Raw genomic sequence first — 16,191 nt, forward strand, 5'->3', positions numbered from 1 at the left:
TAATAAAAACTAACTACCTTTTTTAAAAAAATGATAAATTTATGTATCAGTCACTGTGTTGTTATATGTAGAATATTCTGTATAATATAGGTGTTGATGTCGAGTTTTTGGGAGGTCGACAAATTGTCTCTCATTGAAACGGAAAGAAAAAAGAAGAGTTAAACAAACTAAGGGGTTCAAAAGCTCTAAGTAGGAAAAAAAATTTACATAAGTAAAAAATTCTCTCGACATAAGTGACTAAAGATAGAACAAAGTTTGCTGCTATAATGATATATATAGAAATAGAACGTGAAGAAAAGAAATCAGCTGATATTGTCAAAAGGTGGCAGAGTCTGTTCAGAAATTGAATCTACAATATACTCCAGAGCCGTTGTGTACGCTGTGAGAAATAAACTATTCAAACCACAGAAAACTAATGGAGGGAAGACAATGGATGAAATCTATCATTATCCTCCTGAACTGTTTAATCTACTAGTCGATACAATTCCTTTACTATTTAGATCAAAAAAAGATGTATTGTTGTTTTTTAAAGGTTCAGGAGTATCAAAGAAATACACAGAGGATGTAGAAAGCAGAATATATTTTGATCGCCAAAGTATAACTAAGTATGAAATAGTTAGAAATGTATTGAGTAGCCTAAATGAAGCAGGTGAAAAGGCATTACGGGAACGGCGTGAAATTTTAAAAAGGGTAGTGGAATTTGAGAGTTTTTCTTCTTGCTGGCCAGATGACCAGTTAAAAGCCAAGGGGCTGGTAGCTGAAATTCAAAAAGTTATTAATACCAAAGATGCCTTTACGAGGATGAAAATTGCCCGTGAAAAAGAGGCTGAAAAGAACCGACAAGAGTATCAGCAGAGGATTGAAGAGGCTCAAAGTCTCCGTTTAGAGAGAAGTAAAATCAAAGAAGATTTTAATCAATTATTCTCTATGTCAAATCCCCATAAAAGAGGTAAGGCATTAGAGATTGTTTTAAACAATTTGTTCAAAAGCTATGGAGTCCTCATACGTGAGTCGTTCAGTTTAATTGGTTCTAATGGGGAAGGGATTATCGAACAAATCGATGGAGTAGTAGAGTTAGATAACAAAATATTCCTTGTTGAAATGAAATGGTGGGATAAACCAGTAGGAGTAGGTGAAGTTTCTCATCACTTAGTCCGTATTTTCAATAGAGGTCATGCTTGTGGAATTTTTATTTCAACATCACCATTTACACAGCCTGCTGTGGCAGTTTGTAAGGAATCACTTTCCAAGGCACTGATAGTTCTAGTGAATCTCGAGGAAATATATAAGGTTCTTGATCAAGAGGAAAATTTAAAGGACTACCTAAAAAGAAAAATACAGGCAGCCATCATAAACAAGGAACCCTTACATTATCCGGTATAGATTTGGTTTGGCTAAGTCGGTAATCACCTCATATTTATAAGAAGACGGGAGAAAAACACTCCCGTCTTTTTGCCTCTTAAATAACTACGGTGAACCGTACCATAAATAGTGGTGAAACAAAGGGTAGAACTAACTGTAAATAACCAGTGGCTATCAAAGATTAATGATATGTAATCTCTGACATCTCTGTCCTTTCTTGAAAAGGAAGTGCTTCGGCTAGTGATTCGAAAAGGAGAAGACATATCTCCAACAGAAGTAGAGAAGTATTTAAAGCTAATTGCCAAGACAGTAAAAAAAGTACTTTCTCAACTAGTCAAAAAAAAGATGCTGATCGCTGCATCTGGAAAACAGAGGATCCTTTCTTATCGGTTAGGGGATCAGGTTAAGGAGCCGGTCTGATTAATAGGCGGAAGAATTCCGCTTAATTTGGAATTTTTATAAAAACTAGCTCAAATAGACGGAGAAATTCCGCTTATTGCCTCGAAAAACAAGAAAATCTGGTATTTTACTTTGCATAACCGGAAAATCTCCCCTTATTTACCCCGAAACGAGCTCCATTTTGTATTTAGCCGAAAAATCTCCGCTTATTTTCTTTTGCAGGATTCATCAATCAAAAGAAGAAGAGATAGAAGCCTCATGGTGAACCGAATAAATAAATTTGCTTTATAAATAAAGGTAGGAGAAATCATAGTGGTAACGATTAGACAAATCTATCAAAAAGACTATTTTGCAGGGAAGAAGGTTTTTTATGAGTATACGTCTGAAAAATATTATGATATCCATATAGAACAAAAAGATAATGGTTGGAACTTCTCATTAGCTGAAGAAAGATTTGCTGTTCCTTTTGAAAAAAAGCTTGAAGAAGAAATTTTTGAACCTTATAAGGAAGGGTCTGAAGTTTATTTCGCGGATTATAAGGAAGAAGAAGCTGCTGTTATGGTAATACAGCATATGGAGTGGAATAATACATTATTTATTCATGATTTATATGTGTATAAACGTTTTAAGAAAATTGGAATTGGCAGAAGTTTAATTGAAGTAGCTAAGAAAAGAGCAACCGAGTTAGGCGTCAGAGCAATTAACCTAGAAACGCAAACATCTAATTATCCGGCGATCCAATTTTATATAAAAAATGGTTTTGATTTAATTGGACTTAATTCTATCTTTTACTCAAATGAAGATATAGAGAAAAAAGAAGTGCGCATAGAAATGGGATATAAATTAGAAAACATCCTTTAGACATATTACGAAAAAAATCGTATCATGATGAAGGCTTTTTAACTGATTAATCAGACGAAAATTTTACCTGCCTCTTATATTTGTATTGTCTAGACATATTCAACTTTACAAAGAATGAGAGAATTCCATATGTTATAATAAGAAAAAAATAAGGACACTTACTTTTATATTTCATTATGCTTATATACGCTCTGAATCCATTACTATAAGGGACAGGAAAATCAGCTATGGTTGAAAATGAACTAATTCATCGAAGAAATTCAATTTTATTCGTCTTAATAAGCGTTTTTTATTTTATACAAATAACGATTAATATTTTCAATGAAGGATTAGGAAGTGTGTTTCCACCAGTTTTTCTGTTTATTATAATGGGCTTACTACTTATCATATTGATCCACAATAAAGTAAATCCAACGGTTACGATGTATGTAATGGTTGGCTGTATTTATTTCTATTTTTATTTCCTTCTTAACGACTCTCCGTATTTAGTTAATTATCTATTAATGTGGCTAGCTCTTCCACTATGTGCTATCTATCAAAATTTTCATGTGGTCATCATAGCGGGTATGGCTTCAATCATTCTCACTTTTTATTCTTTCTTTTATCTGCACGAGGAAATTTTTTTTAATGTTGTTCAGGAGGATTTTGTTTACCTGGTTTTGTTTGGTGTATTTACAACAACTTTTCTTTTAATATTTATTCGAATGATCAGAAAGGCAAACACTAAACTTCAGGAAATAGCGTACCATGACCCTTTAACCGGAGCTGCTAATCGCTTATTACTTAAGAATAAGTTTGAAATGCTAAAAGATGCAAACGTCAATTCAATCGCACTATTATTCATCGATATGAACGGTTTCAAGAGGATAAATGATACATATGGACATGATGTAGGAGATCAATTATTGGAGAGAGTGGTAACGAGGATAAGTGGTGTGTTGAGAGACACGGATTTACTTTGCCGATTAGGTGGAGATGAATTCGTGATCTTATTTTCCAATATCGATAATCTGAAACAAGAAAGTATAGCGGAGCGAATTCAACTTGCACTGAAAGAGCCAATGAATATGGACCAAATAGTGATAAACATCTCTGCTAGTATTGGATGGTCCTTCACAACAGAAGTTCCACATGCGGATTTAGAGAATATGGTTAGAGAAGCGGATAAAGCTATGTACAGAGCAAAGGATCGTGGCTTGCTTGCCTCTCTCCCAGCAAGTAAAACGGTAAGGGACCGTTAACTGTATTAACATTAACTCGATAGTTTTCCAATAAAATAAACTAAGCAAGATAAGATATACAATAATATCTTGTCTTGCTTAGTTTTTTCTATGATATACATAAGTAAAGAACTGAAGTGATCATAATTAATTTAACTTATCATTCAGGTGGCGATTTGATGCGAGATCCCCTTGATTATCAAGCAAATGGGTCATGCCTCTTACCAGCGAGTCATCTTCGAGCAAGCTCCAAATGTGATACCCAAGGTCTTCCCTTTTTAGCAATACTTCTTCTAAAACTTCGACAGTGCCAAAGTCATTAAGCTCATGAGCTCTTTTAATCGTTTTTCTTAACATTCCTTGAATCTTGATTTCATGCTCAAGGTCATTCCGGAGGAAGTCACGCATTGTATAGCGGCCTTCCATTTCATGTTTTATATAAGAAATTTCATGCTGTGTGACTGGATGGGCAGTAGGGACAACTCCCAGTCGAGCCACTCGTTCGCCCACTTTATCAATATGATCTTGAGTGACATCTATGTGCTCATCTAAAATGTGATGTAAGCTGCCAAAAGATTCGGCACCCTCCGTTAACCAATGATGCTTGGTATACTGGTGTAAGGCTACATTCAATGCACATAAGTGTTCATCAAGCATTAACCCCATCTCTAACCGTGTATCATAAGGGAGACTGATGCCAGAGCCTTCCTTTCTAGCGGTCCTTGGTTCCTGCCGAAGAATCATTTCATTTGAATGAGGACTGGTGTGCCCTGGCATATTTGGGTCAAAACCTGATTTGGACAGCTTAAATTCATCAGGTGAAAAGCCTTGCTGATCGTGATTTTGCAACTGAATCCCTCTTTTCTTATAGTAACTCACTACTATAAAAATTGTTCCCTATCACCTTCTGGATTCCTCTGTTACTTTTTACCAAAAAAAACAGATCTTTAAATAAGATGGTCAAATGTGGGAAAATAATAAGATGGTCTTTAATTTGACTGTTAAACTTAGAATATTTTGGTGAAAATTGTTGTTAGCGTGATAAAAATCCTTTTTGTAGTTCGGAATTAAGTGTGCACGCTCTTTTCTTTCTTATAATTAGTTTTAATTTTGTAAAGAAACATAGGTCTCAATCCAATTTTCTAGCCAAAAGCAGCAAAGTTTGAGAAAAGAGCCTAAACTTACTATTGTCATTTGAGGACAAGCAGACTCCGCTCCCTGTTTTTTGAATGGCAAAACCCCTAAGAAAGACTTCTCTCTTTTTTACAGTGGTAAAATAGTTTATAATTATCAGTAAATAGTAGGATTTTTAATCCGTAAATCATTATAATAGATTATGTTATGGTTTTAACAAAGGTAGGCTCGAAAGCAAAAATTGTCGTGACTACTCAAATATATGGGACAAGGAAGGATATAATGAGCAACGTACAGAAAGCAACAGACGTTATCTTAATTGGTGCCGGAGTCATGAGTGCGACGTTGGGATCCTTACTGAAAGAGTTAGCACCAGAGTGGGAAATCAAAGTGTTCGAAAAACTCGCTTCAGCAGGCGAGGAAAGCTCTAACGAGTGGAATAACGCAGGAACCGGCCATGCCGCATTGTGTGAACTTAACTACACACCTGAAAAACCTGACGGATCAATAGATATTAGCAAAGCTATTAACGTAAATGAACAGTTTCAAATTTCAAGACAATTTTGGGCACATCTTGTAAAAAGCAACTTGATTCGCAATCCCGAAGATTTTATCAGGCCGCTGCCTCATATGAGTTTAGTGGAAGGGGAAAAGAATGTAGAGTTTTTGAAAAATCGTTTTAAAGCGCTTTCAAGTATTCCTATGTTTCAAGGGATGGAGTATTCGGAAGATCCAGCAAAGCTGATGGAGTGGATTCCTTTAGTCATGGAGGGACGTACTTCAACTGAGCCGATTGCTGCAACCAAAATAGATTCAGGCACGGATGTTAACTTTGGAGCTTTAACAAGGATGCTATTTGAACATCTGGAGAGTAAAAACGTCCAGATTAACTATAGACATAGTGTGAAAGATATCAAACGTGCTAGCGATGGCACATGGGAAGTCAAGGTGAAAAACCTTGATAGCGGTAGGACAGAGTCCCATTTTGCGAAATTCATTTTTATTGGCGGTGGGGGCGGCAGTCTGCCATTGCTGCAAAAAACAGGGATTCCCGAATCAAAACAAATTGGCGGATTCCCAGTAAGCGGACTATTCATGGTATGCAACAATCCGGAAGTGGTAGAGCAGCACCATGCGAAAGTTTACGGTAAAGCCAAGGTAGGGGCTCCTCCAATGTCTGTTCCGCACCTGGATACACGATTCATTGATAATAAAAAGTCCTTGCTGTTTGGACCGTTTGCGGGCTTCACACCGAAGTTCCTGAAAACAGGCTCGAATTTAGATTTAATTGGTTCAGTAAAGCCGAATAACGTCATTACGATGTTAGCGGCAGGAATGAAGGAAATGGCCCTGACTAAATACCTGATCGAGCAGGTTATGCTATCGCATGAAAAGCGGATGGAAGAACTGCGTGAGTTTATCCCTAATGCGAAAAGCGAGGATTGGAGTATGGTAGTCGCAGGGCAGCGTGTCCAGGTCATAAAAGACACGGAATCCGGCAAAGGGACACTACAGTTTGGTACAGAGGTTGTAAGCTCCTCTGATGGCTCAGTGGCCGCATTGCTAGGGGCATCTCCAGGAGCATCTACTGCGGTAAACGTCATGCTGGAAGTACTGGAAAAGTGCTTCCCAGAGAGAATGTTCGAATGGAAGGATAAAATTAAAGAAATGGTACCTTCGTATGGAGTGTCTTTAGTCGACAATCCGGAGTTGTTCCATGAAATCCACGATTCAACAGCTAAAATGCTTGGTTTAAATGAAAAAGTAAAGGTCCTCAGCAGATAGAGCTCTAACCTTCAATCCCCTGGATTGAAGGTTGTTTTTTTACTCTATACTTCGCTTTTGGGTGGGAATCGTTGATTATTTATATAAAAATACTTTAAGGATGTCTTTATTATCAAGGGTGGCAAGCAGAACATCTTTAATCTCTGTCTGATAAATATTTTCTAAATTTGAAACAATCCAACCTTCGTCCTTGTGAACTTGTTTTAATACTTCGTAATTTATTTTCCCTTCTTTAATGATTGTCCTTGGAAAATTGAATGGTTCTGCAGCCATTTGAATAGAGGAGGGAGTCAGTGGTTCATATTTTGGATCTAAAAAGACGGATAATTTCCCGTCAGCCTCCCAAATCGCCAGGGCTACTTTTTTCACATCTTCTATTTTTCTTTCTCGCAGCTCTTCCAATAATACATCAATGGAGATTCTGGCTTTTTTTAATCCTTTGTTAAGTATTTCTCCATTTTCAACAATGGTGATTGGTGCATGGTTGAGTATCCTTCTAAACCAGGGGAATTTGAGTATCATATAGATTCCGCCAAGATATAAAGCCAATAAGACAGTAGTTGTGATAATAGAGCCTTTCAACCCTAGATGCTCGTCTGATAGGGGATGGGCAATAATGTTCCCGATTACTAGAGCAATGGCAAAATCCAGGGGTCTTAATTGGGAGATGGCACGTTGTCCAAGAGCTCTGGTTACAATTAATAAAAAGAAAAAACCAATAATAGCCCGCAGCACCCACTGAATAGCAGTAAGCGATTCCTGGCTTTGGAAAAATTCCATTAAAGTCACATCCTTTACCCAGAAGCTACCCTTAGTTTTTCTCCCAAATCCATCTATTAATCCACTTATTAAGTATATGTATTTCTGTAGAACGCAACTTCAATAATTCCAAGGGTATAAGTATATGAAAAATAAAAAGCTGACTCAAAAGGCGTCATTCAACGCCGTTTTAAGTCAGCTTCTTTTGCATAATTTAATTTCGAATCATGTAATCAAATGCACCTAATGCTGCGGTTGCACCTGATCCCATTGAAATGATGATTTGTTTGTATGCACTGTCTGTGCAGTCGCCTGCTGCGAAGACGCCAGGAAGGTCAGTGGCACCGTGCTTGTCTACGACAATCTCACCGAAGCGAGTGCGTTCAAGCGTGTCTCCGAGCCATTCTGTGTTCGGTACAAGGCCGATTTGGACGAATACACCTTGTAACTCTACATGATGTTCTTCTCCAGTTGCGCGGTCAACATAGGAAATACCGTTCACTTTATCTGTTCCGGTAATCTCAGTTGTTTGTGCGTTCGACACGACTGTAACATTTGGAAGGCTGTTCAAGCGTTCTTGTAAAACAGCATCAGCTTTAAGTTCTGGGTTGAACTCGATGACTGTTACGTGCTTTACAATACCCGCAAGGTCGATTGCTGCTTCAACACCAGAGTTTCCTCCGCCGATAACCGCAACATCTTTACCTTCGAACAATGGTCCATCACAGTGAGGGCAGTAGGCAACCCCTTTGTTCTTGAACTCAGCTTCTCCTGGTACGTTGACATTACGCCAGCGGGCACCAGTTGAAATGATGACAGTTTTACTCTTAAGGACTGCACCATTTTCAAGTTCAACTTCAACGAGGTCTTTCTTAGACAGGCGTTTAGCACGCTGCAAGTTCATGATATCAACACCGTACTCTTTTACATGCTCCTCAAGACTTGCAACAAGCTTCGGACCTTCAGTATGCTTCACGCTGATGAAGTTCTCAATGCCTAAAGTATCCATAACCTGTCCGCCGAAGCGTTCTGCAACGATCCCTGTACGGATTCCTTTACGTGCTGCATAGATGGCCGCACTGGAACCAGCTGGTCCGCCGCCGACAACAAGGACATCATAAGGATCTTTGTCGTTCAATTCAGTTGCATCAGGGCCTGAACCCATTTTTGCAAGGATTTCTTCAAGGGACATACGTCCGCTTCCGAATGTTTCACCATTCAAGAATACCGTAGGCACGGCCATGACCTGCTTGCTTTCAACTTCTTCCTTGAAAGCTGCGCCATCGATCATGACATGGGAAATGCCAGGGTTTAAAATGCTCATCAGGTTCAGGGCCTGCACCACATCAGGGCAGTTATGGCAGCTCAGGCTGACATAAGTTTCAAAACGATATTCGTCTTTGATCGCTTTTACCTGATCGATGACTTTCTGGTCTACCTTAGGAGCTCTTCCGCTAACCTGCAATAGAGCCAGGACTAATGAAGTGAATTCATGTCCTAAAGGAATGCCGGCGAAAGTCACGCCAGTGTCTTCGCCAGGGCGGTTGACACTGAAGCTAGGTGTTCTTTCGAGTTCTGCATGCTCCACTTTGATGTGGGATGACATTGTTGCCAATTCATCGACTAAAGCCAGCATGTCTCGTGATACATCATCCGATCCTGCGCTAACTTTAAGCAGCACATCGCCCTCCATCATTTGAAGATATTGGGCTAATTGTGCTTTAATTTCTGCATCTAATAACATGGGAGTGTACCCCTTAAATCTTTCCTACAAGATCAAGGCTTGGCTTAAGCGTTTCGCCGCCTTCTTTCCATTTAGCAGGGCAAACTTCGCCTGGGTTGTTGCGTACATATTGTGCTGCTTTTAGCTTGCTTACTACCTGGCTAGCGTCACGGCCGATTCCGCCTGCGTTGATTTCAACAGTTTGGATAACGCCGTCTGGATCGATGATGAAAGTTCCGCGCTCTGCAAGACCATCTTCTTCGTTCAATACATCGAAGTTACGAGAAATCTTCTGTGAAGGGTCGCCGATCATGATGTACTCGATTTTGCCGATAGCTTCTGAGTGGTCATGCCATGCTTTGTGAGTGAAGTGAGTATCAGTTGATACAGAGTATACTTCAGCTCCCATTTCTTTTAATGTAGCATATTCGTTTTGCATGTCTTCAAGTTCAGTTGGGCATACGAATGTGAAGTCAGCTGGGTAGAATACAACTACGCTCCATTTGCCTTTTAGGTTTTCTTCAGAAACAGTGATGAATTCTCCGTTGTGGAATGCGTTTGCTGTGAATGGTAGAACTTGAGTACCGATTAATGCCATGATTAATTTCCTCCTTGAATGGTTGAATTATTTTTTGAAATAGTTTCACTGATGATTTCAGTTAACTATTCGGTAAACTAGAATAATTCTAATACAGTAACGATTATTATATAAAACCAATTAAGTGTCAAGTGATAAAACTCCGGCTTTGCATACTTCATCATTATTTCAGGAAAAAGACACAATTATACCGAGTTTTCCTACTTGCCCTATATAAGCTTGTCCAACTTTCCCGCTTGTAATGAATTCATCAGCCAACTTCTGTATAGTATTAAGTAGATGAAAAATTCAGAAAAGGAGGGGTTGGATGGTCTCCACTGAGGATATCCGTTCATTTCCTTATCCGTTTGGTGAACATGATGTATATAGATATTCTAACAATGCCATTCCATTAAATCCACCAATTGCCATCGAAGTGACGGAAACTTATATAGAGGAAATGAATCTGAAAAGAAAGCTGCTGAATAAGCACCCGGAAAGATGTTATCATTCAGAGCCCCATACCATGGAAGCCCAGTGGGAAGCATTGGATTTGATTTTGCATGATTTGGCCGAATATGATCCCGGAAAATTCAAGCTTGTTACCAACGATGATGAATGGATTTTCACGAACCTTCATACTGATGAAAAATACTCCTTCACATTTGGGGATTCGACGACACTGGACGTGGAGCCTCTTGGTTTTGTAGGCCGGCATGTTCAGGAAGACTTAATCCTGATGATGCAGCGGGACGGAGATTTATTCCTGGATGCGGGCCAGCTCTGCTTTCCGGCCAATTGGTCCTTGTATTTTGATGCTGGTATGTCATTCAAAGAAATACATACACCCATTCCCGGTTTCAAATCCGACTCTCTTGATGAACGCATCCTCCAATTTTTAATGAGAATCGAGGCAGGGAGGCCATGGTGGAGGAAAAACTGGTCGCTGATGGCTGGAAACACCTTGGATACCTCGCTTGAAACCTTTGCAGAATGGGGCCAGAGCCGCAAAAAAGTGACTAAAGATAATGTTGGCGAATTGGTTCATTTTCGAGTGGAAGTGCAAAAATTATTCCGTCTGCCAAAAAGCAACGGTATTTTATTTACAATCCATACTCATATGCTTCCGCTGCAGGAATTCATACAGCATACTCCATGGCTGGAGCAATTTTCAGCGATCCTGAAAGAACTTCCTGAATTCATTGCTGGCTATAAGGGCATCTCTCTCTATCGTGAAGTCGTTCTGGAGTATCTGGAAGGGGAATTAAACAAGAGATGAATCAAGATCATTTATCATTGATGGAAGGCAAGAGAAAGTTTCTGTTTTGTGCAGATTCAAAAGGTGCCACGTCTTTATACATTCTCGTTAGCAAGGCAATAAATGAGAATGTGCCATTTGATTTTCATATTTTTCAAGATGAGAGTGAAGAAAGCTTTGTGGATGAATGGTTCATAAAGCAGAAAATGGGGGTGTATCTGTACATTTCGGGTGCAGAGGATTTTTTAAAAAGGATACAAAATAAAGCATTGAAGATAGGCTTTTCTGAACATGACTTGCATTCGCTCCCTACTGGGACAGCTAAGAAAAAACTGGTCTGTTGTACTTGTCACGGTGAAAGTGAAGTAGATGTTCAATCATATATCACGTGTGCACACTGCGGACTGGAGCTTGAAGTGTCAGATCATTATTCACGCCGTTTGGATGCCTATTTGGGGTATGTCACGATCAAATAGAATAGGAGGAGCCATGGATTGCATCGACATAAGGATAAAATCAATTAAACAAGAAACAGCGACGATTAAAAGGTTCACACTGGAGGATTTGAATGGATCAAAGCTGACGCCATTCAGCGGGGGATCTCATATTACCACATATTTGCCGAAGGAATCAGGGACATTGGAGAGGTCTTATTCAGTTTTTAACCTGTCTGAACCAGGCTTGATCGAAATCGCAGTGAGGCTGGCAGAACCATCAACTGGCGGGTCTGACTACTGGCATCATCATGTATCAGAAGGAGATGTTTTGAAGGTCAGCTACCCGAAAAATCATTTCCCTTTGAGTTTCCAGGCTAAGCATCATGTTTTTTATGCAGCTGGTATTGGAATTACACCCTTTTTATCAATGATGGCGAACCTTGCTGAAAAAGAACATTCCTTTGAACTGCATTACGCAGCAAAATCAAAGGAGCAGTGCGCATTTTATGACCACTTGAAAAAGACATATCCTGGGTATTGCCATTTTTATTTTTCAGAAGGGGAGAATCCTAAACGGTTAACAGTCAACCTTCTTAAAAATCACCGAATCGGTACACATGTCTATTTTTGCGGGCCTGAAAAAATGATACAGGAATTCACGAATGCAGCAAAAGGCTTTGGCTACCCTGCGTTCAATGTCCATTATGAACGATTCGCACCACCCGTAAGGAAGGACTCAGTCCCGTTTGGAATTACCCTGAACCAGAGCAGCAAGCATCTCATAGTGCCAGCAGACCAATCATTGCTGGATGTACTTCGCCAAAATGGCATTGCCGTCCCGTATTCCTGTAGAGTAGGCGGCTGCGGTACATGTGAAGTGAAGGTAGCTGAAGGGGAGATTGATCACTACGATTCGTTCCTGACAGAAGACCAGCAGCGTTCAAATCGGGCAATCCTAAGCTGCGTTTCGCGGGGGAAGGGGAACCTGGTATTGGATATATAGCATGCCAAAAACCGCATTCACCTGGATGCGGTTTTTGTTGTATTTTATTCGGCCATTTCAGTTTTCTTCTGAAATTGGTCCATAGCCTATAGCTAGGTGCTGTTTATACCATTAACAATCATTCTTTTAGATGATACTCTTTATACCAATCAACAAAGGATTCTAGCCCTTTTTCTAGCGCTGTAGAAGGAGAGAAGCCTACATCCCTCTGAAGGTCAGTTATATCAGCATAAGTGATTTTCACATCACCTGGCTGCATTGGTAAAAATACCTTCTCTGCTTTTTTGCCGATTTTTTCTTCTAGAGTTTGAATGAAATCGAGGAGCTTTACTGGGTTATTGTTACCGATATTATAGAGTTTATAAGGAGCATAGCTGGAATTTGGCTCTGGCTTTTTGCGATTCCATTCATCCTGTTGCATAGGCGGACGATGGAGCAGCTTGACGATTCCGTCAACGATATCGTCAATAAAAGTAAAGTCTCTGCTCATGTCTCCATGATTGAATACGTTTATTCGGTTGCCTTGAATAATATCTCTTGTAAATGAATAATAGGCCATGTCAGGTCTTCCCCATGGGCCGTATACTGTAAAGAATCTCAGGCCTGTGGTGGGAATATCATATAGATGGCTATACGTATGGGCCATTAATTCATTTGCCTTTTTGGAGGCAGCATACAAGCTTACCGGGTGGTCGACTGGATCTTTTTCGGAGAAGGGGATTTTGGTATTTGCCCCATATACAGAGCTGGAAGAGGCGTAAATCAAGTGTTCTACCGGAAATTGCCTGCACCCCTCTAAAATATTCAAAAATCCCAGCAGGTTCGAATGAACATATGAGTGTGGATGGGTTAGACTATATCGAACTCCTGCTTGAGCAGCTAAATGGATCACGATATTGATTGAATGCTTTTTGAAGAGGGAATGTACTTCTTCTTGATTTGCCAAATCCATTTTGTAAAAAGTAAAATTAGCGTTTGTTTCTAACAGTTTTAACCTATCCTTTTTCAGAACGGCATCATAATATTCATTCAGGTTATCAATACCAATCACGTGATATCCCAGTGCTAATAGTTGTTTTGACAGATGAAACCCTATAAATCCAGCTGCACCTGTAACGATAATACTCATCTTCTTCTATCCTTTAACGGATTTCGATATTGTTCTCTAAACCAGCTCTTGTTGCTCTTTCCTGCAGGATGCTTCGCTTTTTTCATTGACTGTTCTTTTTCTGTAGTATGCGCTTTTTTCTTTGGTTGTGCCTCTTTTGCTGCAACCTCTTCAACAATTTCCTGATTATTCTCAGAGAGCGGGATAGGCTCGCTCGTCCATTTTGCATGAGTTTTAGGGTCCAATGCTTTTACCTGTTCAAGGAATGCCTCCAGGTAACCTCTTTCATGAAGGTTTTGGAACAATTCGAGAGGACGGTCTTGTACCCGCGTATATGAGTAAACATGATCGACAAATTTGAACCCTTGATTGGTCAGGAAAATATGCCTTAACGGTGCATCGATTTGTTTGAATCCAGAATTTTTCATCGCAGTTAAAATGTCTAATAGTCGCTTTGTTATTTCTTCTGAAAGACTATTTTGCTTCTTTAGGTACTGGTTTAGATTAGCACCTCTTAAATATTCCATGACAATATAATTCTGACCTGTTTCATAGACCTTTGGAATAAAGGGTAAATCCTGGTTGGATAATAAAACCTCTTTTTCTTGTTTACAATGATCTGGTTTGCCATAAATCTTTACACATTTGTCTTCACTTATGCGATAAACCGCCCCTTGATGGCCCTTGCCGATTAGTGGCTGCGATATAGCACTGTCTACCTTGACACCTTTTCCGGAACCGCCTGATGTGACAGGAATATTCCTGTAATCAAGACTGTTATTATCGAAATACTCTTCCCATGTTTTTAAGGAATCGGGCTCCATTTTTTGGACTCGGGATAAAAAAGAATCTTTTAATAGAATAATATTTAAATCTCTTAATAGTTTAAGTGGAACAGGGTGTTGCCGTTTAAAGGCGTTGACGTGATCGACTACTTTTAATTCTTCATTTTCCAGGACAAAAATATGCCGCAGTGGTGCATCGACCATCGTAAAATTTGCTTTTTTCATTGCATTTAGCATAGAAAGAAGTTTTTTTGTAATCGATTCCGGGATATAGGTGCAGTTTCGCAGATATTCCTTCAATGTAGGTGCGTTAAAGTATTCCATTACCACAAAATTAGTCCCTGTTTCATATAGTCTTGGGAAAAAGGATAAATGTTGGCCAGCTTTCAGTGCCTCCGCCTCCATCTTCGCCTGCATCTCGTCAGTATAGATTTTTACGCATTTTTCTTCAGATAACTTAAATACAGCCCCTTGAGAGCCCATTCCAACCATTGGATAGTTAGTTGGGTTATCAATTATTAAGGTTTTTATGCCTTTGGTAACTTTAATTGATTTAAATTCCTTCATTTGCTTTTCCCTCCCAACAAATCATCGTAATATTTTGCCTGTAAAAGAAGTTGTTTCTCAGCATCAAAGTATTGTTCAACTTTTTGCCGTGCGGCGCTAGTATAAGATGTCCAATGCCTCCTGTTGTTCAGCATATATTCAAGTGCAGCTGCAAGTTCATCGACATTGTTTTCCTGTACGAGAACCCCTTCTTTATCATGGGTAATCAATTCAGGGATGCCCGCATGATAGGTAGAGACTACCGGCACCCCTAACGCCATGGCCTCTTTCAAGGTATTTGGTATTCCTTCGACGTCTCCATTGGCGGCCTCAAGGCTTGCAGCACAGAACAAATCGGCATTCATCATATACTGCTGTACTTGCTCTTTTGGGAGATGATTTAATAGGCGGAATGAGTCACCTAGATTTAGTTGATTGGCTAAAGAGAGGAGTTCCTCCTCGAGTTCTCCTCTTCCAATGATGGTCAACGTGGAATCAGGGAAGCGATCTTTAATTTTTTGGAAGGCTTGCATCAATACATGATGGCCCTTTTTTTCTACCAATCTGCCTACGGAAAGAATATTCTGTCCTGATCCAAGTACATTCGGAGCTCTGTAATGGTATTTTGTTAAATCAACTCCTCCGTAAAGGACCTTGATTTTTTCTGGAGGACAGCCCCAGGATTTAATCCGTTCAGCTAAATAATGACAAACAGGATAGAATTGGTCTCCTTTCTCAAAGAGCATTTTCATATGTTCCAAATAGGCCACGGGCTGATCAGCGAGGGTTGCATCACGGCCTCTAATACTCGTTACCAGCGGAAGTTTTGTCTTTTCCTTGAAAGGGAGCAGCAATATGCCCAACTGGCCATGGTGGGCATGTAAAAGAGAAACATTGTTTTTCTTAATGAACTTCTTTGGGGAATAAATTTCACTGAGATAGTGAACCTTTTCATTTAATAGAGATAGGTCAGTCATGTACTTTGGCTGACGCACCATATGAATATAATCGTAACCAGGGACTTCTCGTATCTGAGGGATATACTGGGTGGGATCAACCCTCAAGTTTAAGTGAATAACAGTTTGCAATTATACCTTCTCCTTTCGATTAACGTAGCTGTTCGTACATAGTTTATGAAGGAAGGGAAAAAGGACTTGGACATATAGGAAAAGAATTAAGGGGAGGCCGCGGATTTTTATTTCTAAGGAAAATTTTAAGGGGATAGAAGTTCTAT

The 16,191-nt window shown here is 39.6% G+C and carries 15 protein-coding genes; 8 read left to right on the plus strand and 7 right to left on the minus strand.

Annotated features, from left to right (window positions below; all coding sequences use genetic code 11):
- Window positions 1-429 precede the first annotated feature (429 nt).
- The 4 genes from AB5I83_RS07120 to AB5I83_RS07135 all read left to right on the plus strand — a co-directional run bounded on the left by AB5I83_RS07120 (window position 430) and on the right by AB5I83_RS07135 (window position 3,863).
- On the plus strand, window positions 430-1,383 hold the full coding sequence (locus tag AB5I83_RS07120; protein ID WP_448974066.1) for a restriction endonuclease: 954 nt from the start codon (window positions 430-432) through the stop codon (window positions 1,381-1,383).
- A 186-nt stretch (window positions 1,384-1,569) separates the two neighbouring features.
- Window positions 1,570-1,782: a BlaI/MecI/CopY family transcriptional regulator gene (locus tag AB5I83_RS07125; RefSeq protein ID WP_448975241.1), complete on the plus strand. Its 213-nt coding sequence runs from the start codon at window positions 1,570-1,572 to the stop codon at window positions 1,780-1,782.
- 291 nt (window positions 1,783-2,073) lie between these two features.
- Window positions 2,074-2,622, plus strand: coding sequence for a GNAT family N-acetyltransferase (locus tag AB5I83_RS07130; protein WP_448974068.1), 549 nt, complete (start codon window positions 2,074-2,076; stop codon window positions 2,620-2,622).
- A gap of 227 nt (window positions 2,623-2,849) precedes the next feature.
- Window positions 2,850-3,863 (plus strand): diguanylate cyclase domain-containing protein, encoded by a 1,014-nt coding sequence (locus AB5I83_RS07135; protein WP_448974071.1) that lies wholly within the window; start codon window positions 2,850-2,852, stop codon window positions 3,861-3,863.
- 126 nt (window positions 3,864-3,989) lie between these two features.
- Here AB5I83_RS07135 and AB5I83_RS07140 read toward each other — a convergent pair whose 3' ends face one another.
- Entirely contained in the window at window positions 3,990-4,691 is a 702-nt protein-coding gene (locus AB5I83_RS07140) for a Dps family protein (protein WP_448974073.1), read from the minus strand.
- Window positions 4,692-5,183: 492 nt separating this feature from the next.
- Between AB5I83_RS07140 and AB5I83_RS07145 the strand changes: the two genes are divergently transcribed.
- On the plus strand, window positions 5,184-6,761 hold the full coding sequence (locus AB5I83_RS07145) for a malate:quinone oxidoreductase (protein WP_448974074.1): 1,578 nt from the start codon (window positions 5,184-5,186) through the stop codon (window positions 6,759-6,761).
- Window positions 6,762-6,836: 75 nt separating this feature from the next.
- Here AB5I83_RS07145 and AB5I83_RS07150 read toward each other — a convergent pair whose 3' ends face one another.
- The 3 genes from AB5I83_RS07150 to ahpC all read right to left on the minus strand — a co-directional run bounded on the left by AB5I83_RS07150 (window position 6,837) and on the right by ahpC (window position 9,841).
- A complete protein-coding gene (locus AB5I83_RS07150; protein ID WP_448974076.1) occupies window positions 6,837-7,541 on the minus strand; it encodes a DUF421 domain-containing protein in 705 nt (234 codons plus the stop codon).
- Between the two features lie 193 nt (window positions 7,542-7,734).
- Window positions 7,735-9,264 (minus strand): alkyl hydroperoxide reductase subunit F, encoded by a 1,530-nt coding sequence (gene ahpF, locus AB5I83_RS07155; RefSeq protein ID WP_448974078.1) that lies wholly within the window; start codon window positions 9,262-9,264, stop codon window positions 7,735-7,737.
- A 13-nt stretch (window positions 9,265-9,277) separates the two neighbouring features.
- Window positions 9,278-9,841 (minus strand): alkyl hydroperoxide reductase subunit C, encoded by a 564-nt coding sequence (ahpC, locus tag AB5I83_RS07160; protein ID WP_167830988.1) that lies wholly within the window; start codon window positions 9,839-9,841, stop codon window positions 9,278-9,280.
- Window positions 9,842-10,148: 307 nt separating this feature from the next.
- Here ahpC and AB5I83_RS07165 point away from each other — a divergent pair, with 307 nt between their 5' ends.
- From AB5I83_RS07165 to AB5I83_RS07175, 3 genes are read left to right on the plus strand one after another with little or no spacing between them, the layout of a single operon-like run.
- Complete coding sequence (locus tag AB5I83_RS07165) at window positions 10,149-11,099, plus strand: heme-dependent oxidative N-demethylase family protein (RefSeq protein ID WP_448974080.1); 951 nt, start codon at window positions 10,149-10,151, stop codon at window positions 11,097-11,099.
- Complete coding sequence (locus AB5I83_RS07170) at window positions 11,096-11,554, plus strand: dimethylamine monooxygenase subunit DmmA family protein (RefSeq protein ID WP_448974082.1); 459 nt, start codon at window positions 11,096-11,098, stop codon at window positions 11,552-11,554. The genes AB5I83_RS07165 and AB5I83_RS07170 overlap by 4 nt, the downstream gene beginning before the upstream one ends.
- A 13-nt stretch (window positions 11,555-11,567) precedes the next feature.
- Window positions 11,568-12,518, plus strand: coding sequence for a PDR/VanB family oxidoreductase (locus AB5I83_RS07175; RefSeq protein ID WP_448974084.1), 951 nt, complete (start codon window positions 11,568-11,570; stop codon window positions 12,516-12,518).
- A gap of 118 nt (window positions 12,519-12,636) precedes the next feature.
- Here the strand turns inward: AB5I83_RS07175 and AB5I83_RS07180 are convergent, their stop codons facing one another.
- From AB5I83_RS07180 to AB5I83_RS07190, 3 genes are read right to left on the minus strand one after another with little or no spacing between them, the layout of a single operon-like run.
- On the minus strand, window positions 12,637-13,647 hold the full coding sequence (locus tag AB5I83_RS07180; protein ID WP_448974086.1) for an NAD-dependent epimerase: 1,011 nt from the start codon (window positions 13,645-13,647) through the stop codon (window positions 12,637-12,639).
- A complete protein-coding gene (locus AB5I83_RS07185) occupies window positions 13,644-14,978 on the minus strand; it encodes a hypothetical protein (protein WP_448974088.1) in 1,335 nt (444 codons plus the stop codon). The genes AB5I83_RS07180 and AB5I83_RS07185 overlap by 4 nt, the downstream gene beginning before the upstream one ends.
- The gene (locus AB5I83_RS07190; RefSeq protein ID WP_448974090.1) at window positions 14,975-16,045 is read right to left on the minus strand and encodes a glycosyltransferase; all 1,071 of its coding nucleotides are present in this window, start codon (window positions 16,043-16,045) and stop codon (window positions 14,975-14,977) included. Before AB5I83_RS07190 ends, AB5I83_RS07185 begins: the two co-directional genes overlap by 4 nt.
- Window positions 16,046-16,191 lie beyond the last annotated feature (146 nt).

The organism is Mesobacillus sp. LC4 (genome assembly GCF_053543455.1).

Bases quoted from the DNA above. Each gene is read 5' to 3' on its own strand.
- AB5I83_RS07175 (WP_448974084.1), top strand. From the start codon at position 11,568: ATGGATTGCATCGACATAAGGATAAAATCAATTAAACAAGAAACAGCG.
- AB5I83_RS07135 (WP_448974071.1), top strand. From the start codon at position 2,850: ATGGTTGAAAATGAACTAATTCATCGAAGAAATTCAATTTTATTCGTC.
- ahpF (WP_448974078.1), bottom strand. From the start codon at position 9,264: ATGTTATTAGATGCAGAAATTAAAGCACAATTAGCCCAATATCTTCAA.
- AB5I83_RS07120 (WP_448974066.1), top strand. From the start codon at position 430: ATGGATGAAATCTATCATTATCCTCCTGAACTGTTTAATCTACTAGTC.
- AB5I83_RS07150 (WP_448974076.1), bottom strand. From the start codon at position 7,541: ATGGAATTTTTCCAAAGCCAGGAATCGCTTACTGCTATTCAGTGGGTG.
- AB5I83_RS07170 (WP_448974082.1), top strand. From the start codon at position 11,096: ATGAATCAAGATCATTTATCATTGATGGAAGGCAAGAGAAAGTTTCTG.
- AB5I83_RS07185 (WP_448974088.1), bottom strand. From the start codon at position 14,978: ATGAAGGAATTTAAATCAATTAAAGTTACCAAAGGCATAAAAACCTTA.
- ahpC (WP_167830988.1), bottom strand. From the start codon at position 9,841: ATGGCATTAATCGGTACTCAAGTTCTACCATTCACAGCAAACGCATTC.
- AB5I83_RS07180 (WP_448974086.1), bottom strand. From the start codon at position 13,647: ATGAGTATTATCGTTACAGGTGCAGCTGGATTTATAGGGTTTCATCTG.
- AB5I83_RS07165 (WP_448974080.1), top strand. From the start codon at position 10,149: ATGGTCTCCACTGAGGATATCCGTTCATTTCCTTATCCGTTTGGTGAA.
- AB5I83_RS07145 (WP_448974074.1), top strand. From the start codon at position 5,184: ATGGTTTTAACAAAGGTAGGCTCGAAAGCAAAAATTGTCGTGACTACT.